Here is an 18,838-nt window from a genome sequence, read left to right as displayed (position 1 = left end):
ATATATTCCTTTTAAACTTTATATCGTTCTTTCGATAACGCGCGAGGCAAATCGGCGAGCGCAGCTCAAGCCAAGACTTTAACCTACTAATAATTGTACGTGTGAGCAAGGTTTTACGCTAGAAGATATAATATTCCGCGTTAACCTACTCAACTAATCAGTTTTTTGTAAAATTAGAATTTTTAGATAAAGATACCTGCCACACAAGCAGTCATGAAACATGCTAGTGTTCCAGCAATTAGAGACTTAACCCCTAGTTTTGCTAGGTCTTGCTTACGATTTTCAGCAATGCCACCAATACCACCGATTTGAATTCCGATTGAAGAGAAATTAGCAAAACCGCAAAGAGCATAAGTTGCAATAGTAATTGAGCGCTCTGATAAGTTACCCATATTGTCCTTTAGATCAAGATAGGCCACAAACTCGTTTAGTACGACTTTTTTACCAAGAAGCATTCCAACAATTTCTGCATCCTTCCACTCAACTCCTAGTAACCAAGCAAATGGAGCAAATAATTTCCCCATAATGAGCTCAAGAGTAATTCCTTCTGCTCCAAATAAACCGGTTACATAACCAATGGCACCATTAAGCATTGCTACAAGAGCAATAATGGCAATCAACATTGCACCAACATTAATAGCAAGTTTTACACCTTCACTTGCACCGTTGGCAGCAGCATCGATTAAATTAACACTATTATCTTTTAATTCTAATTTTAAATCACCTTGTGTGAGAGACTCTTCAGTCTCTGGAATCATGAGCTTGGCACAAACAAGTGCTGCTGGAGCTGACATTACAGATGCAGACAGTAAGTGAGCAGCATCAATTCCAAATCCAACATATGAGGCCAAAACCCCACCTGCAACCGTGGCCATCCCACCAGTCATCAGGGCCATTAATTCAGATTGCGTCATTTTCGAAACAAGTGGCTTAACCACTAGCGGTGCTTCAGTTTGGCCAGCAAAGATATTTGCAGCTGCTGCTAGAGACTCTGCACCAGAAGTCCCCATAACCACTGACATTACTTTTGCAAAAGCTTTGATAATGATTTGCATTATTCCTAAATGGTAGAAAACACTCATTAATGATGACATGAAAATAATGGTTGGAAGAACCATAACAAAGAAAATGAAACCTAGTTTTGGTACATTTGTTAATGGCCCAAAAATAAAGTTAGAGCCTTCATTAGTATAATTTAAAATGGCCGTAAAAAATCCACGCGCACCTTCAAAGAAGTTTTGCCCAACAGATGTTTTTAAAATGATTAGTCCAAAGAAAACCTGGAGAAGCACACCTGATATAACAAGTCGCCAATTAACTTTTTTGCGATTAGTCGATAAGGCAAAAGCGATTGCTAGCATAACCACTAGCCCAAGTACTGAGATAAGTCTTTCCATTGTGTCCCCGATGTCAATTCAGGGCCATTATAGATTGATTAAAAATTGAATGTCCATCCCACTTTCGGATTTACACTATTAAATTTCTTGATATCTTTAGCTGTATTAGTAGCATGCCAATTTAAACGACTCTTTGTGTCGAAATTCTTAATACTTGTTTGCTGAATTGTTGCTTGAGATTTCTGAGCTTGATTATAAGCAACAACACCAACTCCAATGACAATCCCAACTGAAGCACCAACAAGAATATTCTTTAAATGGTCACTAGGCTCTTCAACAAATGAAAGTGTTGATAGACCTAGAATTGCTCCACCAAGACCGAGACCAGCAACTGTTGTTAGATCTCTAATCCCCTCTTCTTTGAAATCAGTTTGAGCAATTGAAGAAAATGAAAAACAAAGCGTTAAACATATTATAATTAATTTTTTCATGAACATGTAAATCCTAAAACGTTGGCGCAAAGCGCATTAAGTTTCATCATTGCCACCTCTAAAGGCCGCCATTATAATGACTCTTTTACTATTCTATACGCAGAAGTAATTTGATGCAATAAATGCGCGCCAAATTATGGAAATTGAAAATAAATTAAAGGAATACTATGTCACAAAACTTCAACGCATATCAGATCATTTCGAAAAAAAGAGATGGGAAGAGATTAACAGACGAAGAAATAAAATGGTTCATTAATGGAATCACTAATGGCGACGTCGCTGACTATCAAATGTCTGCACTTCTTATGGCCATCTACCTAAACGGGATGAATGTAAAAGAAACAGCGGCACTAACAGATGCCATGCTCTACTCTGGAAAAACACTCAAGTTTAAAGATGTGAACGTGATCGACAAGCACTCAACAGGTGGTGTTGGTGATAAGGCCTCTTTTATTCTTGGGCCAATCGCTGCAGCATGTGGTGTAAAAGTTCCAATGATGGCCGGGCGAGGACTAGGTCACACTGGTGGGACAGTTGATAAAGTAGAATCAATTAAAGGATTTAAAACATCACTGACTCTAGAGCAATTTAAGAAACAACTTAATAAAGAAAAGATTGTTCTTATTGGACAAACAAAAGATATCGCTCCAGCTGACAAGATTATCTACGGACTAAGAGATGTAACGGGAACTGTTGAATCAATTCCTTTAATTACAGCTTCTATTATGAGTAAGAAACTTGCTGAAGGTGCCAACGGTATTGTTATGGATATCAAAACTGGTGATGGTGCATTCATGAGCGATCTTAAAGATGCAAAAGCTCTAGCAAAGAGTTTAAGAGATACAGCAAAGCGTTTTGATAAGCGTATGGTTACAATGATTAGTGATATGAACCAACCACTTGGTCAATATATTGGTAACTCACTTGAGATTATTGAATCAATTGAAACTCTAAAAGGAAATGGGCCAAAAGATTTAACGGACCTAAGTGTTAAGCTTGCTGGTGCCATGGTTTATATTGCAGGAAAAGCAGAGTCAATTAAAGAAGGTGAAAAGAAAGCACGTGCAGTTATTGATAACGGAAAAGCACTTAAAGTTTTCAAGAATCTTATAAAAGTTCAAGGTGGTGATGAAAAAGTTTGTGATGACTACTCTCGCCTACCTGTTGCAAAACATAAGACAGTTTTTAAAGCACCTAAGAAAGGTTATATCTCAGCTATCGCATGTAAGCAGATGGGACTTCACTGTGTAAGTCTTGGTGGTGGACGTTCTAAAGCAAGTGATAAAGTCGATTTTGGTGTTGGTTTTGTATTAAATAAGAAAGTTGGTGAGCAAGTTGCTAAGGGTGATGAGCTTGTTGTGATTTATCATAATAAGAATCAGAAAAAACAAGTAGATGGTATTTTAGCTGATCTTAAAAAAGATATTAAAATCACTACTGCTAAGCCAAAGCCAACTAAGTTAATTTTTGAGACGAAGGAAATCTAATGAGTGATTTACTTAAAAGACTTGAAGAATCAAAAGACTATATTGCGAGCAAATTTGATAAGACACCAGTGATTGGAGTTGTTCTAGGTTCTGGTCTTGGAGGATTTGCGGATCTTTTAGAAAATAAAGTCGAGCTTCCTTACGAGGAAATTCCAGGTTTTAAAAAGACAAAAGTAAAAGGACACAAAGGACAATTAGTACTTGGTGAGCTTTCAGGAAAAGTTGTTGCAGTTATGCAAGGACGAATTCACCGCTATGAAGGACACTCTCTTGATGAAGTTGTTTTTCCAGTACGTGTTTTAAAAACACTCGGTGTAAAGAATCTTATTATTACAAATGCAGCAGGTGGAATTAATCTTGATTATGGATCAGGATCTCTTGTTCTTATCACTGATCATTTAAATATGACTGGCGAGAATTGTCTTGTCGGTGAAAATATAGAAGAGCTTGGAACTCGTTTTCCAGATATGACTTATGCATGGTCACCTGCTCTTCGAGAAGTGGCCTTAGCTTCAGCAAAGGCAATTTCATATGACCTGAAAGAAGGTGTTTATGTTGGTGTACTTGGACCAACTTATGAAACACCTGCCGAAATTCGCATGTATCGTGGACTTGGTGGAGATCTCGTTGGAATGTCCACAGTTCAAGAATGTATCGCTGCAAATCATATGGGATTAAATGTCCTAGGTATCTCTTGTGTGACAAATATGGCGGCAGGGATTGAGAATACTGTACTTAATCACGATGATATTAAGCATGAAGCAGCACGTGTGATGGAAAAGTTCCTAGAATTACTAAAAGAAACAATAGCCCAAATTTAATAATTTCTCTCTACCTCGGTAGAGAGAACTTTGTTATAATAAATACAATATCTAACCACGAGTGAATACTCGGCTTTCATGGATTGTAAATGGAATCAAATTCGAATCAATCATCTAGAGAAATGCTCGAGGACATGAATTTTTGTGTCTTTGATCTTGAAACGACAGGTGGAAATCAGAAAAAAGATAAGATTATCGAAATCGGGCTCGTCCAAATTGATAACTTAAAAGTTGGTGCTACAAAAAGTTTTCTCATCAACCCTGAAAGAAAGATTCCAGACTTTATTCAAAAACTAACTTCAATTTCCCAAGAAGAAGTAGAAGATGCACCAAAGATTGATGAAGTCATCGAAGAGGTTTTAGAATTTATTGGAGATCGCGTTCTCATCGCACACAACTCTTCATTTGATATCCCATTTTTAAATTCTGTTTTAAAAAGACTTGGGAGAAAAGAGCTAGAGAATAAGGGCCTTTGTACAAACCTTATGACAAAATACCTTATTCCAACCCTCATGAACTCAAATCTAAATTATATGTCGAGAATCTTTGAAATCTCACATAACAAGGCCCACCGCGCTCTTGATGATTCAATTGCAACAGCGGAGCTATTTCTAAACTACTTAAATATATTTATTGCTAAGGGTATCAAAAAGATCAACCATCTCTACTACCCTAAAAACCGCTATGAATTGGACCTTTGTAATTTCAAAAAAGCATCGAGTAACTTAGAGGAAATTCGAGATAAAATGAAGTCGATTTTTGCTCCTTTTGTTATTACAGTAAAAGGAAAGAATGGAATTATTCTCTTCTCTTATCCTTGTACAAATAAAGAAAATGAAATTACATATATTTGTGATCGTATTGCTGAACTTGACTGGCAGACAATCTCAATGAAGCTTTCAGGACCAATCCTTGAATCTCTTATTCGATTCAATCATTCATATGCAAAAATGGATGAGACGGACAAAGAGAAATCAATTGATCTATTAAAAGAGAACCTCATTGGTAAAGAAAGCCTTGAAGAGCTAAAAGGCCAATACAAAGAAGAGTTACAAAAAATAAAACAATGTGACTTTGTTCTCATGAATCACCTGGTACCAGAGCAGTATACAATCTATCCTCTAGGTGCACTTGGTATTCGCCAAGGACTAATCTTTCGCTATCCGGGACACGATAAGAAATTAATTCAATACATTAATTCAAAAACCAACCGCAAGAAGTCAGGGAAGCTAAAAGAAGTTAACTTTCCAAAAGCACTAGCTGATATTACAAATCTCTATATGGCAAAGTGCATGAGAGAAGAGCGTGAACTTATCATCTTTAAAGACTCTTTTGCTTTAAAGAATAAAGAGTTTTTCTTTGTGGAGTTTGAGAAATTCACACAGGCAAACCCTAATAAGTATAACTACCCAAAGGCCTTCATTTAGAGAAGATTATAGATAATTATATCTTGGCCAATGATATCCACTCGGGAATTTTCAAGTCCTAATAAGTGACCAATCAGTCGCCCTAGAATCTTACTCTTTTGACCTTCTAGATTTAAATTTTTCACATTTAATTTGATGTCACTTCCATTTAAAGTAAAAAAACACTTTATAGTACTATCCCCTTTTTCAATGAGAAGTTCATGATTTTTTAAAGTCATCATCTCACTTAAAATTAAATAAAGAATAATTGGTAGTGAAGCACCACATATTTTTGCATTTTCTAATTGTGCTGAAACATTAGTTTCGATTGAAATCCCTGATTCAATTTTTCGATTACTAAGAAGTGTTGTTGCTTGCTCTAGAATTGTTCCAAAACTTTGGTCGAAACCTTGTTTTTCTTTAAGACGTGAAAAACCTAAGAATGTACTCACTAGGTTTTGACAACGTTTCGCTGAAGCTTTCATCTCTTCTAAAGTTGCAGCATCTTCTTCGGCCCAGTCTTCGAGCTCTAACATATTAATTGCCGCTAGAATTCCGGCCAATGGATTATTTAATTCATGAGCAATAGAGCTAGTAATAATACCAAGCTCTGAATGTGATTTTGAATAATTAAACTCCTGCCTTACAAGACAGATGATTTGTAGATGATTAGATGTTGACGATAGGATCTTATACTTATTTTCATCAATATCAATCCAGCCACTATCAACAGACTTCAGAAGTTGTCCTGGAGTTATTCCTAATTTTGAAAAATGATCGTTGTGAAAGTTTACAATATCATCATTTAAAATTACCACCGGAAAGCTAAGCTGATTGATCAGCTCACTGATACCGATTGCTTCATTTGCCAAGTCTTTATCATTAGCACTGATAAGGGTGATGGCATTTGCGATTCCAATGGCAAACTCTTGAGTATTTTCACCTTTATTTTTTAAAAGATAATAATTCTCCTCATCTTCAAAACAATAGTCTTCAACGACTAAGTAATTTTGAGAAGTATTCTTTTTTATTTTTGTAATAGCGAATTCATTCTTAACATCATTGAGTTTAAAAATTGTACCGATAAAGTTACTATCACTTTCTTGATAGACCTTTTCAAGTATTACCCCACCTTCTCCAAGTTCATCTAAATTTGTTAAGTGCATGCTTTCATTTAACTTATAAAGTCGCTGTAGAGCGCGGTTAAAGTGCACTAAGTTCTTTAGGTGATCAATACTTTCAACTTCTATAAGACAAGATTGAAGCTTTATAATAAGAGGTGATCCTGATTCTATTTCAAACTCAATTGGATATTCTAGGTCTTCATGAACTGGAGTAAAGCCAGCATAAACGAGCTCTCTTAAAACTTCTTCCTCAAGTGAGATATTAGTATGATAGTAGAACTTATCAACACCACTTGAAGTCGCATTGGCTTTTTCAGCACCTAGCTCCAGTGAATTAATCATGCCTTTGTCCCCTTATGAAGAGTAACCTTGCCATCGGCATAATGAATATCAACATCCACATTTGATAATTTATTCATCTCTTTTGCACTTCCAATAACCTTATCTCCAATTTGAGTATAAGCATAACCACGAGTTAAAACGTTACGAGGATTCAATGCTGAAAGAATCTTTTCAAATTCTAGGTTGCGATTTTTAAATACTTGTACCTTTTCTTTAATAGCACGAGATAGCTTTTGAGCGATACGATCAAGCTCATAGCTATATTCATATAGTGAAAGAATTTGTTCCTTTCTTTTTATTAAATTAAGTTTTTCAAGATCGTGTTTATATTCTGAAATCTTTGATCTAAGTGCTTGTAAGAAACTTAGTGGTGACGTTTCGGCCAGAACTTCATATCGAGTTCGAAGTTGGCCATCCATTGCGTTTTTAAGATCTTTTCTAACTCTATTTAAATCAGTTTCAATTGATAAAAACTTCTGCGTTAAAACTTCTGCGGCCGCTGATGGGGTCTCTGTTCGTAGATCTGCTACATAATCAGAAATTGTAAAATCAACTTGATGTCCGACAGCACTAATGGTTGGTATTGGACAATTATAAATATCCCAGGCTAGAGCCTCATCGTTAAATGCCCAAAGATCTTCCATGGAACCACCACCACGAGTTAGAACAATAACGTCCAACATATCCTTAGTGCGCCCCTCTTCTTTTGCCTTGAGATGATATGCAATTAATTTCTCTAATGCTTTTCTGATTGAAGCTGGTGCGTTATCCCCTTGAACAAGTGCCGGTGATAATAAGACTTGGTGATAATCAGACCTTCTTGCTGCAACATTTAAAAAGTCTTGTAGTGCTGCTGCGCCACGAGCAGTAATAACACCTATTTTCTTAGGCATTGAAGGAATTGGTATTTTTGAACTCATATCAAAAAGACCTTCTGCCTGAAGCTTCTTTTTTAGTCTTTCAAATTGCTCCTGTAGATCACCTTTTCCAGCTGGAACGATACGCTTAACAATTAACTGGAACGATCCTCTTTTTGGGTAGACCGATACTGAACCAGAAACGATAACCTTGTCTCCGGCCTTGATATTTTTAATTATCGGATTTCTCATGGCGTCCCCTCTAAAGAGGGCCATATTCATCAAAGCATTTGCATCACCTAGTGAAAAATACCAATGCCCAGCACCAGAAGAACTCAAATTTGAGACCTCACCTGTGACACTAATATTTTGGTAATTAGACTCGAGATTATTTTTTATATGGGTAATTAATTGGGATACAGAAGGTACTTTATTGGTCATTCAATAATGATGTCTTGAAAGGTGCGAAGTGAGAAGACGGACAGCGTCATCCCACTTCGAATATTTCTACATCTTCTTGAATTTATTAACAGTATTTAAGAATTTAATCGCCTGAATAACCTGATAGTCCTCTGAGGCCGAATACTTTCTATCTTTGTCTTTATTCTTGATATGTTTATTAATTTCACGTGCTCTTTCAATTCTCTTTTTACGAGCAATTTTCTCACGCTTAAGTCGCGCTTTTTTCTCTTCTTCAGTCTCAACAGTAGCAGTTAGGTGGTTTCTTAAATCAACTTCACGAATTCCACCATCGTCATACATATTCTCTTCAACAAACTCACCTTCGACCTGAGAAACCATAACATCTGGTTTGATCCCAAGGGCCTGAATCTTTCTTCCCTTTGGTGTCATATATTGAGCAATAGTAAGCTTAATTCCTGCATCTTCCGTAATTTGAGAAACAGTTTGCACACTTCCTTTACCAAAAGAATTTGTCCCAACGACAATTGCACGTTTATGATCTTGAAGAGCACCTGCTACAATTTCAGAAGCTGAAGCACTTTTTCCATCAATAAGAACAGCAAGAGGACAATCCAATTCTTTATGTCCACTCTTTTTCACATAACGTATCTCTTTATTCTTAGGGTCACGTCCTTCTGTTGAAACAACGACTCCATCATTTAAGAAAATTGAAGATAGATTTACTGCTTCATTTAAAAGTCCACCAGGGTTTGATCTAAGATCAAGAACAACACCTTTAAACTTCTTACCTAATTGCTTCTTATGCTTTTTTAATGCACGAACAACATGTCTTGCAGCATCTTTTTGGAATTGGCTTAATCGAATGACTACATAATCTTTAACAGCATACGACTTAACAGGTTTCGTTTTAATTTTTTGTCTTTTAACATCAAAGTAACGGATATCTCTTTCACCAGCTCTAAGGATACCTAAATTAATAACAGTTCCAAGATCACCTTTCATGCGATCAACGGCTTCATCAAGAGTTATACCTATTGTCGACTCATTATTAATCTCAACAATCTTATCTCCTGGCTTTAGTCCTGCTTTTTCCGCAGGAGAATCTTCAATTGGTGTCGTAATAACAAGTACACCATCTTTTTGTGTTACTTCAATTCCAAGACCACCGTATTCACCACTTGTATCTTCTTGCATCTTTTTGAATACTTCTTTATCTAAGAAAGCGGAATGCGGATCAAGTGTTTGAAACATACCCTTAAGTGCTCCATCAATGAGCTTATCGATATTAACTTTTCGATAATAATTTGTTTCAATAATATGGATAACTTTATTAAAGAGCTCTAGTTTTTCAAAACGTGAAGCTTGTGAATCCTTTTCCTTGGCAAAGGTAGGAGTAACTAAGGCACTTAGAGCAAGGGCCAAAACTATCTTCTTCATATATAAATCCTAATCTTATAATTTTATTTTATCGTTAATTAACTGTGCTGTATTTTGTGCAGTATTCTTCTTTCTAACTTCAAAGTAAACCTTACTAAGATTTCCTTTCTTGATAGAAAAACGAGTTTTAGCAAGCGTAGAGCCAAGTTTAACCTTTTGTCCTTTTTTCACACTCGCAGCAAAGTCGCCAAGATAAATACTTCTAACATTTCCACCATGAGCAACCATAATGACATTACCAACATTTGCAAGAGAACCTACATACTCAATTGTTCCCTCTTTAGTAGCATAAACACCTTCGCCACTTTTTACTGTATAAGTAATACCTTTTGATCCATTTTCAGCTGAGATATATTTCTTTAAAGGAATTGCAAAATTTGCTGCTAGAGTTGCGGCAGAAGACTTACTCCCCTTTTTCGCTTTTGCAGCTTTTCTACGAGCTCTTTCTTTCTTTGCTCTTTGTTTAGCAAGATAAGACTTTTTTAACTCACCATATTCGTTTTTAAGTTTTTCATGATTCTCTTTTTCAGTAAGAAAGACCTTAACTGTTGAATTCTTTTCATTTTCAAGATTTCTAAGAACTGAATAAAGTTCTCTTTCAACTTTGGCAGTCTCTGTTAAGCGTGTTCTTAAGTCAAAAACTTTTTTCTTTAGTTTTGTACAATATTCTATTTTAGACTGAATCTCTTTCTTTTCTTTCTTTAAAGATTTTAAGAGTAGTTGATTTTTTAATAAGTCTTCATGAGTTGAATTTTCAAGATAACTTAGGGCCACATGACGAATTGCTTTTTTAACTTTCGTCTTATCATCTTCTAACTCATATAATGATTGATTAAGATTTTTTTCTATTTCAAATATTTTATAATCAAGATCTTGTCTTGACTTCATTGCTTGCAAGTAATCTTCATTCTTTATTTGTAGCTTTTCTTCAATTGAACGAATCTTCTTTTTATAAGAATTAATCTTTTCTCGACTACTATTAACCTCTTTCTTTACAGCGTTATAATTTGTCGCTGCATTAGAGTTTAAAGCAATTGAAGATGCAATTAAAAATGAAAGGAGTACTAAGCTTTTTGCCATTCAAGTTTCCCAAGCGTATACAAAGCTGATGTTGAAATTAATAAAGCGCATATAGTTGCGACCAAGATTTCATTTGGAGCAAAGAAAGCAAATGAGATAACAATTCCAAAAAGAGTCCATATAAGAATATTTGTTAAATACATCTTTAGAGCTACGTTCTTTTTTCTTTGAAATTTCTCAATTAAATATGACACTTGCTTAAGGTCTTTTCTAATTGCAACAAATGCAACGATCCAAAAGATTGAAAGAACAACGATAGCAACCTGTAATGGTCTTCGCTTAACTTCCGTCATAACTTCCTTCCATGACTGGTGATTCGAGATTTTCTTTCTAATACCACCTAAAACGACGTTATCTTTACCTGTAAGTCTCACTAAATACTCACGTATGAGATTAGTTGAACTCTCCGATACTTTCTCATCAAGAATAATTTTTAATCCTTTCATTGAGATAACTTCTGTAATTTCATTCTTATCTAGATCAAGAACATCTTTTAACTGTTTAGTAACATTTAAGTTTTTAGAAGCACTAATACTTTCGATTGCCTTAACACCTGGAAGACCTTTAATTTTTCTTGTAATACTATTTGTATTTAGGTCGCCATCAACTAGAGCATTAAAGTAGTACTCATTTTGCATTGATGGAAGAGCACGAGAGATCTTCGCCTCAAAGTGATTATAATTTGATACGGCAACAACAAGAGTCATTGTTAAAATAGAAAATAGGATTTGACCAAAGAGATTGTTCTTTGAAAATCTTGCTAATTCCTTTAAATAAAACATGCATGCCCCGAATGAATAAGTCTAGAGTTGTCTAAGTGAATAATACGACCAGTGAATCTTTGCACTAGCTCGCGGTTATGAGAGGCCCAAATAATCGTTGTTCCTCTTTTAGAATTATAAATATTTAATAAATCAAATAAGCGCTTCGTATTATCAAAGTCTAAAGAGCTTGATGGCTCATCAGCAATGAATACATCTGGCTTAGAAAGAAGTGCACGAATGATGGCAACCTTTTGCCTAAGTCCCCCATTGGCATCTTTTGCTTTTAATTTTATACGATTTTTTATTCCAAGAATTTTTACTAACTCATTTAAATCACTTTCAAATTCTTTTTTTGAACGATAAACACTTGGATCAAATGAATACTGAAGGTTTTCTAGTAAGCTCATGTGCTCAACTAATCTTAAGTCCTGAAAAACCTGAGTTGTGAAAACGCGATCATCAATCTTAATATTTCCACTTGTTGGTGCAATATTACCTGCGAGTACGTTTAACAACGTTGTCTTACCAGCTCCTGAAGCTCCCGTCACAAAGACGATTTCACCTTTTCGAATCTGTAAATTAATTGAAGAGATGGCCTTGATGCCACCAAAATCAACCGTTACATTTTCTAGGTTAAAGCACATATTGGTGCTGAGGTTTTGATTACCAAAGAGTTGATGAGTTTGATTTGCGTAACTGCTTGAGATCATTGATATGAGTCCTTCATTATAATATTCAAATCTTCCTAACTTGAATGTGGGCAAAAATCCTCTTTGCCACAGTACAATTTTATAACAAAATCAAATATTAAGCAAAGGTGGATGAAAAAACCAACCCACCGCGTCAGTTATAGAAAAACTTAACATAACTCACCTTGAACATGGCCAATTTCGAACGTAGAATCATATAAATTTGATGCTCAAGGAGTCAGAAGTGCTTGAAAAAATTAACAATAGACAAGTGGATCCGAAACACCTTTCATCTTTTCTTAGATCACGAAATTGTATCGATGATTCAAGTGTCGATAATTGTCTATCATTTTATGACATCATCTATGTAATCCAAAATGACACCAATTCTGAAAGTAATCGCTTTAAAACCGAGTATATTGATCAACTAGAAATCAATTTAACTCTTGCTTATACTGATCGCCAATTGTGTGAAGAACAAATTCAAGAAGGTCAAAGGATTCGTCCCATTACAGTGGGAATGCTTTGTCGAGAAACAAAATCAAAATCTATCGAAGTCGTTGGGCTAAATATGGATAAAGATCTTGGTATGACAAATTTTGAAAACTTTATCTTTGTTCCACCATTTGATGAAATTACTGGCCAATATATTTTATCACCAAGAGATGAGGCCATATCATTATTATCAATTGATAATGAATCTCACCGCTTTATGGGTGTTGAAGCAACATTCTTTTCAATCACAAATAAAGGCCTTGTCACTTTTGGAAGTGAAGAAAGACAAGATTATCTCAATAACCTTATTGATAATTTAAGCTTTGTTATTCCAAGAATACCTCAGCCAAAAGGTAGTGCTAATATTATTTGCCTGCTATTAAATCTTGAAAACTCAATTGAAGAGAGAGCTTTTGTTCGCGATTATCCTACTTTTGATAATTATACAGAAGTCCTATTTGTAAATTCAGAGCTAGACTTGCTTACGGGAAATCTCAGTACTATTGATTACGATGGTGCAAGCCTTGAAGGTATTTATCTACCACTTATAAAGAGAGCGAAGGGACGTCTAAATTAATTAGATAATCCCTTCATCCTGAAGAATTTGATAAGCTCCATCTGAGCAGAAACAATTTGGCGTGTAGCTCATGGTATTTGATAGCTTAGAGATTATTGAGTTCTCCACATCTGCTAAGAGCTGTACCTGGCCATCATCAAAACAAATTTTTACAGGATCTCTTTCAAGTAAAAGATTCGTTTTATTTGTTTCCTTTGCTAACTCTCGAGGACTTTTAACAAAGATAATTTTCTTCTTAGGAAGATCAGGGATAACCCAATCAGCAGCTCCACCTTTCATCTTTACAATATTGACAATATCTTGGGCCTTATTTTCTGTTTTCTTATAGAGCTTGTCATTAAAGCCAGTATTATCTTGTTCCAATAGGCTTTGTGAGAATTCGCTAATATCAATATTCTTAGCTCCATGACGAAGAAGAAGGATTTTTGCCATATCTTTAATATGTGGATAACCATCAAACTTTCCATCAACTAATAATTTATGAATCGTATTCATAAAGTATGAATCATTGAAACCGTAGAATCTCATTGGATCGTTACTGATAATATCTAAGAGTTCACTGTAGCGATAAATATGGCCTTTCTCTAGCATATGATAACAAAGCGTATCAGCGATAGAGTCATATTTTGATCCACGAGGAGAGCGAATAACTTGTGAGTACCAAGCAAACCTTGCATTTAGAAAGTCCTCAACACAGTGAAGAGCATTTTCTTTGATTGCTAAGATATCATGTCCCGCAACTTTCTTCGTTGTGAAATGATGAAGAAGATACTCACGATCATAAGTTCCATATTTCAATCCCGTATAATGAGCATCTCTTAAAAGATAATCCATACGATCACAATCAATTTCAGAGTGTAGAATTTGATTGGCAAGAATTGAAGAGTGAGTTCCTTTTACAAGATCTGAAATTTCTTGTGGATCAATTCCATGATCTTTAAGAATACGTGTTAGACCACCTTCATAATCAGTATTTTTAATAATAAATGAACCAAGATTTTCGTGGTCATCTTTAAGACCTTTTCCACCTTTCTTATTAGTAGTCTCCCCTATTTTGATATAGGCCATCTCAGTTGTATGAGAAAAGAGAAAAGTACCAATATCGTGGAGTAAGGCAGATATACGAATGGCCTGATGATATTTGGCCTCTTTGGTTACTTGAATTTTTTGAAATAACTCGTGATCTTCAACACCTCGTCCAACAGATCTTAGAATATGATGAGCATTATTTAAAACACCAATTGAATGGCCATAGCGAGAGTGCTCAGCACCATGAAATACATAGAATGAAAATCCTAATTGTTTGATCCATCTAAGACGTTGAAAGAATGGGCTGTGAATGATTTCCATCTCTAGAGGAGTTAAATCAATAAAACCATAGAGAGGGTCATAGACCTTTAAACCTTTTTTGGTTTGTTCAGCAACTTCCATGTTGATCCTTTGAAAACTAAGATGCCCGTAAAATACGGGCATCTTATATTGTATGATATTTTTGCGACTTTTTGAGAAGATTTTAAGATTTTTTCTTTCTTCCTCTTTTCTTTACAGGAGTTGTAGCAACTTTTAGAGCTTCGAACATCTTCTTAGCTTCAGCTCTTAAGTTATTTTCATAGATAAAGCGGTAGAAATTCTCTAAATCTGGTGAATTTCTGAAGTTCTTCGGTAGTCTATTGTCTTCTGTTGACATGGTTTCTCCTTATTAGACTGACATATTAACTTCAAAAACACGCTTTATCAATTCTGTTTAATCTACTTTTAAGCTTCCTTAGCTTCAATCATTCCGTAGCTATGCAGCTTGTTATAAAGAGTCTTTACAGTAATACCAAGAACTTTTGCTGTTTTAGTCTTGTTACCACCTAAGTGCTCAAGTGTATGACAGATATGCTCTCTCTCAATTTCACCAAGCGTCATTTCTCTAAATACTCTAATTTCTTCTTTTTCTTCATTGATCTCTTGTTGCTCAACTTTAATGCTGTCAGCAAGATGGTCTCTTTCAACAATTAGTCCTGGAGATAGTACATAAGCTCTTTCCATGATTGATTGAAGCTCTCTTACGTTTCCTGGCCAGTTGTAATCTTCAAGAAGTTTAACAACACCTGGAGACATCGACTTTTGTGTTTCAGCTGACTTTCCTAGGTTTAGAAAGTGGTTAGCTAGAACTTCGATATCTGACTTTCTTTCTCTAAGAGATGGTACTCTTAGACCAATAGTTGATAGATTGTAGAATAGGTCTTCTCTAAAAGTTCCTTCCTCTACTCTTTCTTTCATATTATGTGCTGATGCAGCAATAATTCTTACGTTTGATCTTAGTTTCTCATGAGTTCCAACTCTAGAGTATGCTAGGTCGTTGATGAAGCTCATAAGTCTTGCCTGAATTTTAACAGGCATTTTTTCAATATTATTAATGAAGATTGTTCCACCGTTAGCTGCTTCTAGGGCACCTTTCTTTACTCTAAATCCTCTAACAGCATCAACTTCTTCTTTTCCAAAGATTTCTGCTTCAAGGTAGTCATCGTTCCCCATTGAACAGTCTACAACGATGAATGCGTGGTTCTTTCTTTCTGATCGACAGTGAATTCTTCTTGCGATCATCTCTTTACCAACACCAGTTTCACCGGCCATATAAGAGTTAACATCTGATGCTGCTACACGATCAACAGCAATTAGAAGCTCTTGCATGATTTCTGATTTACCAATGATTTCTTTCTCTTGAGTAGTTGAACGAGAAAGGTTTACACCTGGTACAGAGTTCTTTAACTCATGGTCTTTTTCTTCAATTTTTTGCTTAAGTGACTCATTTAAGAATTTAGCTGAAAGATACATCTTCATATTCTTAAGTGGCTTTTGGATAGCATTTAGTCCTTCAAGCACAGTATTGATATCTTCTTTCTTAAAATTAACTTCTTCGTTATTACCTTTAAAAGAGATTGTTCCGATGATTACACCGTCAATGATCATTGGTACACATAATTCAGAGTGTGAATTTTCTTCTTTAGTAGAAGCAAAAAGTGGATCTCTTTGTACATTATTTGAAAAGTAAGCTCTCTTAGACTTAATTACATGTCCAACAGCTCCTAGTCCTTTTGAAACTCTCTTAGCGTTTTTAACTGCCTTAGCATTCTTAGAAACGATTCGACAACTTCCATCTTCGTGAGCAAGGTTGATGATGATTTCATCGCATGCAATCTCTGATTTGAAGAATTTTGATAACTCACTAAAGAAAATCTGCTCATCTAAAGTTGTAAGAAGAGTAGACAGTAGGTTTTCAATTTTTGTTGATTCTTTTTTCATTTCGATTGTCATGTAAAAACTCCCGTGTATTTTTTATTGTGTGTGTCGCATAGTGTTAAACTATATTCATGATACAGTGCGTCTGAATTTTTTACAAGACTAAAATGCTCGGGTGTTCAAAAAAAATATAGATATACAGTAATTACAGTGACTTAAGCCATCTACCACTTGTACACTTTCCGAAGTTTGAGGTCAGTGGACCCAGGATTTTACCCCAAGTGTCCATAATATAGACATTCTGAGTGGCCTTAGATTGTGAAATTACCCTCAAACTTGTAAAAATAATGAACTGTCCATCTTTTGAGTACTCAGGATCCTCATTTGAGCCGAAATCCTTCGTTAATCTCACTAGGTTTTGGCCATCGGCCCCTACCTTAAACAGGTCAAAACGGTTATCAAGCCAGCTAGAGAAGACAATCTCAGAGGCATTTGGGTGAAATCGTGGAGTCGCATTATACTTTCCAACGTAGCTGATACGCTTTACATCCTTCTCTAATCCGGAAGGATCCATCGTATAAATCATTGGTTTACCAGGTCTTCCAGAAAGGAATGTAAGGATTGTCCCCTCTGCATTAAGAGATGGGTCCACATCTGGTGCAAATTTCTTTGTTAATCGCGTAAGCTTTCTTGTCTTTAAATGCATACGATAAAGTTCTGCATTTCCTTGGTGAGAAAGAGTTAAAATGATCTCTTCCCCATCGTTAGTAAAGATTGCACCAGAGTTAAGACCTTTACGTTTAGAAAGGATCTTTGTTTTTCTAGTCGCAACATCGTAGATCATAAGGTTAACGTTCTTCTTTGCACCTTTTACTGATTCATCTATTAAGCTGTAAACAATCTTACTTCCATCATGAGAAACAGCAGGAGAGATAACAACTCCATTGTGCCAAGTGAGTCTCTTTGGGTTTGCACCGTCAAAGTCCATGATGAAAAGTTCTTTCTTTCCTTCTGGTAATTTGTGATCTGAAACAAATACAATCTTATCTTTAAAGATTGATGGCTTTCCTACAATAGCGCGATAAAACTTGTCTGCAATTTCATGGATTGCATTACGGTTATTTTGATCATATGCAATACTTCCTGTTACTAATTCTTTTTCGTTTGAAGTATTCCATAAACGATACTCAAGATTTGTTGTCCCGTTATCACGGTTAACACGAAAGCGAGCAAGAAAGTTTGTCTCCTTTGCTTTATAAGTAGAGAATCGTACATTATCAAAAGATGTTTGAGAGATTCGTCGCGGTAGAACCTGAAAATAATTTGAATAGAACTTAAAATCGTTTCTTACGATATTTATGTAATTTTCAGCAGCTTCTAATTCATTAGGCGTAAATGCACCCTCAGAGAAGACTTTTTCAACTAATAGGGTTTCTTTTACAACTTCTGCTTCACCAACGGAAACAACAGTTAGCCCATTTTCAGCAAAAACATTTGTAAATAATAGTAATGATATAAAAACTCTTAAAATATACTTCATTGTACCTCCTATATAGGGAAGGCCAGAACAATTTCTCCAGCAACTAACCTATTGGTGATTTCCTTATCTGGTCTAGGGAACTTCTTAACGGAACGAATTGAGCTAATTGCTTTATTATCGTATTCTTTATTACCGCTAGACTTTATAATTTTATAATCTAATAACTTTCCTTGGGCATTAATAAAAATTTGCACATGACAAGATAGCTCTAAATTTGCAAGATAAGCTGGAAGCTTCCAATATCTTCTAACCTCTTCCATTACACTTAAAACATACTCATCAAATGCACCTTGAGCCTGGACACTACTTGTTCCAGTATATGAGCTACCTTCACTTAATTTATTACCAGCAGCGATAACACCGCTATAATCAGTATTATCTTCGACTTCTTCTATTTTTTTAACTTTCTTTCTAGGCTTATTGTCTTCTTTAACATCTCTTGTGGCATATTTAGAAAGCATATCGGCCAATGACTTTGTTTTCTTTTCTTTCTTTAAAACTGCCTTATCACTTCCACCTGTGTCTTTCGTTTCAACCTTAGGTTTTGCCACTTTATTCTTTGGTGGTGGGCTTAGTTTCTTTAATTCCTGATAAGTCATCTTAGGCATGGCCACAACATCAACCTTAATGGCCTTTCCAATGACTCTCATTTTATTAAGGTTTGCTTTCTCTGGATCAAAAGGAGTTCCTAATTTCATGATCGAAAATAGATACAAAGCCGTCACTAAGAGAATGTGTCC

General features: G+C 35.4%; 17 protein-coding genes. 4 read left to right on the top strand and 13 right to left on the bottom strand.

Features of this window, described 5'->3' with window-relative positions:
• Window positions 1-182 precede the first annotated feature (182 nt).
• Both ACN5L8_RS10690 and ACN5L8_RS10685 read right to left on the bottom strand, forming a co-directional pair.
• Window positions 183-1,397, bottom strand: a complete 1,215-nt coding sequence (locus tag ACN5L8_RS10690; RefSeq protein ID WP_419173014.1) for a NupC/NupG family nucleoside CNT transporter — start codon at window positions 1,395-1,397, stop codon at window positions 183-185.
• Window positions 1,398-1,435: 38 nt separating this feature from the next.
• Window positions 1,436-1,828 (bottom strand): hypothetical protein, encoded by a 393-nt coding sequence (locus tag ACN5L8_RS10685; RefSeq protein ID WP_162929679.1) that lies wholly within the window; start codon window positions 1,826-1,828, stop codon window positions 1,436-1,438.
• A gap of 167 nt (window positions 1,829-1,995) precedes the next feature.
• Between ACN5L8_RS10685 and ACN5L8_RS10680 the strand changes: the two genes are divergently transcribed.
• The 3 genes from ACN5L8_RS10680 (at window position 1,996) to ACN5L8_RS10670 (ending at window position 5,563) form a co-directional block, all read left to right on the top strand.
• A complete protein-coding gene (locus ACN5L8_RS10680; protein ID WP_419173013.1) occupies window positions 1,996-3,315 on the top strand; it encodes a thymidine phosphorylase in 1,320 nt (439 codons plus the stop codon).
• Window positions 3,315-4,136 carry a purine-nucleoside phosphorylase gene (locus ACN5L8_RS10675; RefSeq protein WP_419173012.1) on the top strand — a complete coding sequence of 274 codons (822 nt, stop codon included), beginning with the start codon at window positions 3,315-3,317 and terminating at the stop codon, window positions 4,134-4,136. The genes ACN5L8_RS10680 and ACN5L8_RS10675 overlap by 1 nt, the downstream gene beginning before the upstream one ends.
• 89 nt (window positions 4,137-4,225) lie before the next feature.
• Window positions 4,226-5,563, top strand: a complete 1,338-nt coding sequence (locus ACN5L8_RS10670; protein ID WP_419173011.1) for a PolC-type DNA polymerase III — start codon at window positions 4,226-4,228, stop codon at window positions 5,561-5,563.
• Here ACN5L8_RS10670 and ACN5L8_RS10665 read toward each other — a convergent pair.
• The 6 genes from ACN5L8_RS10665 to ACN5L8_RS10640 form a co-directional block, all read right to left on the bottom strand.
• Window positions 5,560-7,008: a histidine kinase dimerization/phospho-acceptor domain-containing protein gene (locus ACN5L8_RS10665; protein WP_419173010.1), complete on the bottom strand. Its 1,449-nt coding sequence runs from the start codon at window positions 7,006-7,008 to the stop codon at window positions 5,560-5,562. The genes ACN5L8_RS10670 and ACN5L8_RS10665 overlap by 4 nt on opposite strands.
• The gene (gene xseA / locus ACN5L8_RS10660) at window positions 7,005-8,306 is read right to left on the bottom strand and encodes an exodeoxyribonuclease VII large subunit (RefSeq protein ID WP_114705481.1); all 1,302 of its coding nucleotides are present in this window, start codon (window positions 8,304-8,306) and stop codon (window positions 7,005-7,007) included. Before xseA ends, ACN5L8_RS10665 begins: the two co-directional genes overlap by 4 nt.
• A gap of 66 nt (window positions 8,307-8,372) precedes the next feature.
• Window positions 8,373-9,725, bottom strand: coding sequence for a S41 family peptidase (locus ACN5L8_RS10655; protein WP_412473728.1), 1,353 nt, complete (start codon window positions 9,723-9,725; stop codon window positions 8,373-8,375).
• 15 nt (window positions 9,726-9,740) lie between these two features.
• Complete coding sequence (locus tag ACN5L8_RS10650; protein ID WP_419173009.1) at window positions 9,741-10,805, bottom strand: murein hydrolase activator EnvC family protein; 1,065 nt, start codon at window positions 10,803-10,805, stop codon at window positions 9,741-9,743.
• Complete coding sequence (locus tag ACN5L8_RS10645) at window positions 10,790-11,587, bottom strand: hypothetical protein (RefSeq protein ID WP_114705484.1); 798 nt, start codon at window positions 11,585-11,587, stop codon at window positions 10,790-10,792. The genes ACN5L8_RS10650 and ACN5L8_RS10645 overlap by 16 nt, the downstream gene beginning before the upstream one ends.
• Window positions 11,575-12,279, bottom strand: a complete 705-nt coding sequence (locus ACN5L8_RS10640) for a cell division ATP-binding protein FtsE (protein ID WP_120405308.1) — start codon at window positions 12,277-12,279, stop codon at window positions 11,575-11,577. The genes ACN5L8_RS10645 and ACN5L8_RS10640 overlap by 13 nt, the downstream gene beginning before the upstream one ends.
• 223 nt (window positions 12,280-12,502) lie before the next feature.
• On the opposite strand from ACN5L8_RS10640, the gene ACN5L8_RS10635 reads away from it, so the two are divergent.
• Entirely contained in the window at window positions 12,503-13,330 is an 828-nt protein-coding gene (locus ACN5L8_RS10635) for a hypothetical protein (RefSeq protein WP_114705486.1), read from the top strand.
• On the opposite strand, the gene ACN5L8_RS10630 is transcribed toward ACN5L8_RS10635, so the two are convergent.
• The 5 genes from ACN5L8_RS10630 to ACN5L8_RS10610 form a co-directional block, all read right to left on the bottom strand.
• Window positions 13,331-14,761: an HD domain-containing protein gene (locus ACN5L8_RS10630; RefSeq protein WP_158536742.1), complete on the bottom strand. Its 1,431-nt coding sequence runs from the start codon at window positions 14,759-14,761 to the stop codon at window positions 13,331-13,333.
• Window positions 14,762-14,843: 82 nt separating this feature from the next.
• Entirely contained in the window at window positions 14,844-15,017 is a 174-nt protein-coding gene (locus ACN5L8_RS10625; RefSeq protein ID WP_158536743.1) for a hypothetical protein, read from the bottom strand.
• Between the two features lie 68 nt (window positions 15,018-15,085).
• Window positions 15,086-16,633 (bottom strand): sigma-54-dependent Fis family transcriptional regulator, encoded by a 1,548-nt coding sequence (locus ACN5L8_RS10620; RefSeq protein ID WP_419173008.1) that lies wholly within the window; start codon window positions 16,631-16,633, stop codon window positions 15,086-15,088.
• A gap of 130 nt (window positions 16,634-16,763) precedes the next feature.
• Window positions 16,764-18,098: a hypothetical protein gene (locus ACN5L8_RS10615; RefSeq protein ID WP_334678070.1), complete on the bottom strand. Its 1,335-nt coding sequence runs from the start codon at window positions 18,096-18,098 to the stop codon at window positions 16,764-16,766.
• Between the two features lie 8 nt (window positions 18,099-18,106).
• Window positions 18,107-18,796: a TonB family protein gene (locus ACN5L8_RS10610; RefSeq protein ID WP_419173007.1), complete on the bottom strand. Its 690-nt coding sequence runs from the start codon at window positions 18,794-18,796 to the stop codon at window positions 18,107-18,109.
• Window positions 18,797-18,838: the final 42 nt, after the last annotated feature.

Origin of the sequence: Halobacteriovorax sp., assembly GCF_048381875.1 — a bacterium.
In the GTDB taxonomy this organism is placed as follows: Bacteria; Bdellovibrionota; Bacteriovoracia; order Bacteriovoracales; family Bacteriovoracaceae; genus Halobacteriovorax_A; species Halobacteriovorax_A vibrionivorans.
This window is presented reverse-complemented; position numbering and strand designations above follow the sequence as displayed.